This window comes from Moorena sp. SIO3I8, assembly GCF_010692325.1.
Taxonomy (GTDB): domain Bacteria; phylum Cyanobacteriota; class Cyanobacteriia; order Cyanobacteriales; family Coleofasciculaceae; genus Moorena.
The window spans coordinates 1-1,968 of record NZ_JAAHHW010000304.1 but is presented as its reverse complement, the minus strand read 5'-3'; the positions used below and the strand labels follow the sequence as shown (position 1 = coordinate 1,968).

Here is a 1,968-nt window from a genome sequence, read left to right as displayed (position 1 = left end):
TCATCTATGAATAATCTTTTTGATCCTTGGATAATCACTTTTTGCTAACTTAATAATACCCGAATCATAACGGTAATCGTCAGAGTAAATTAATATAAATAAATTAATTATTAAATCAATAACCATGCAAGTTCGTGACTACTATCATGATAGTGTACGCAATGCCCTTCAAAAAGACGGTTGGACAATCACCCACGATCCCTATCGTTTAAAACTCACTAGAAAAAAGAATTTATATATTGACTTAGGGGCAGAACGACTCATTGCGGCGGAAAAAGGTGTCCAGAAAATTGCTGTTGAAATCAAAAGTTTCCGCAGTGCATCAGAAATGAAAGATTTAGAGGAAGCAGTGGGTCAATTTGTTTTGTATGAACACCTACTGGTACGCTACGAACCCGAAAGAAAACTCTATTTAGCTGTTCCAGAAGATGTGAGATCATCAGTGTTTGAAGAAGAAGCAGGACAAGTTTTAATCGAAGATAAAATCATTCGAATTTTTACCTTTGACGTCAATCAAGAGGAGGTGATTACATGGATACCTTAAACAAAACTAATCTAAAACAAGCCATTATCAAAGTCTTACAAGACTACGTTGAATTTTTAGGAAATGACCCCGAAAGCGACCTTCAATTAATCATTGACGAAAATAAAGATCACTATCTCCTCATGGAAATAGGTTGGCACAAAAATCAAAGAATTTACGGCAGTTTGATTCACATTGATATCATTAACGAAAAAATTTGGCTTCAACAAGACGGCACAGAAGAAGGAGTCGCCAACGAACTGGTAAAACTAGGCATTTCACCCCAACAAATTGTCCTTGCCTTTAAAACCTTAGAACGCCGTAAAATAACTGACTTTGCCGTTTCCTAATTCACAACTAAGTACCTAGGGCGTGTCTGCAAACCCAATAATTTAGGTTAGAGAGATTTGCAATCGCGAGCATAAGGAAAGGAATTTGGGCAAAGCCCGACCCTAAGCAAACGTTTTGCTCAACTTGACCATAAATCTTTCTATGATCAACAGTTTAAAGATTTATTTTTATCTATAGTAGTCATAAAAAACATGATTTCAACTAAAGCCAGAGTAATATAGAAGCAATAGTCAACATAGCTAGGTAATTGACTGCATATTTCTCATAGCGAGTTGCTATTCGTCGATTTTGTTTGAGACGGTTAATTAGTCTTTCAATCCGATTACGTTCTCTATATAGTCCTCGGTTGAAGCGTTCTCGTTTCTTTTCGTTACTTTTTCTGGGAATAATAGGAGTTGTACCTCGACGACGTAGTTTTTCTCTAATAGTTTTACTACTGTATCCTTTATCACCTAAAAAGTAGCGAAAACGGCTTTTTGGCCTTCCTCGACCCTGACGTTTAACTTTTCCGAGGGCAAGCAAATCATCAAAACCAATGGTATCATGGCGTTCTCCTGATGTTAGAGCAAAAACCATTGGTTTGCCCAATCCTTCCGACCGAATATGAATTTTTGTGCTGAATCCTCCCTTACTCCTCCCTAGTGCCTGTGAGTCTTGCCCCCTTTTGCTCCGGCTGCGTGTTGATGTGCTCGCACGACTGTAGTATCACCCATGTGAACTTCCCAATCGATCCGACCCTCAGCGTCGGCAATTTGCTGAAGACTTGCCAAAATCTCCTCCCATATGCCCGCTTTTCGCCAACGATAAAACCGACTTGACACCGTACTATGGACTCCATAAGAGGTTGGTAAATCCCTCCAGGGCGCACCTGTTCTCAAAATCCACAGTATGCCATTTATGATCTGGCGATGGTCATGTGCTGGTTTTCCTGTCCAAGCTTTTTGAGGAGGTAACAAAGGTTTAATTTTTTCCCATTGGGAATCTGTTAAGTCTCCTCTTGCGATCTCAGTCGAGGCAAGTTTTTCAGCGAGCGCTCTCATCACAATACCTGAATCATTTTACTTCAGTATAGCAGTTTGCAGACACGCCCTAGT

General features: G+C 39.6%; 2 protein-coding genes and 1 pseudogene. 2 read left to right on the top strand and 1 reads right to left on the bottom strand.

Going from position 1 to position 1,968, the window contains the following annotated elements:
- The first annotated feature begins 124 nt into the window (after positions 1–124).
- A complete protein-coding gene (locus F6K51_RS36450) occupies positions 125–544 on the top strand; it encodes an element excision factor XisH family protein (protein WP_293030833.1) in 420 nt (139 codons plus the stop codon).
- Positions 532–873, top strand: a complete 342-nt coding sequence (locus tag F6K51_RS36445; protein ID WP_008181118.1) for a XisI protein — start codon at positions 532–534, stop codon at positions 871–873. The genes F6K51_RS36450 and F6K51_RS36445 overlap by 13 nt, the downstream gene beginning before the upstream one ends.
- A 202-nt stretch (positions 874–1,075) precedes the next feature.
- Here the strand turns inward: F6K51_RS36445 and F6K51_RS36440 are convergent.
- Positions 1,076–1,914: pseudogene (locus F6K51_RS36440) on the bottom strand (IS5 family transposase).
- Between the last annotated feature and the right edge of the window lie 54 nt (positions 1,915–1,968).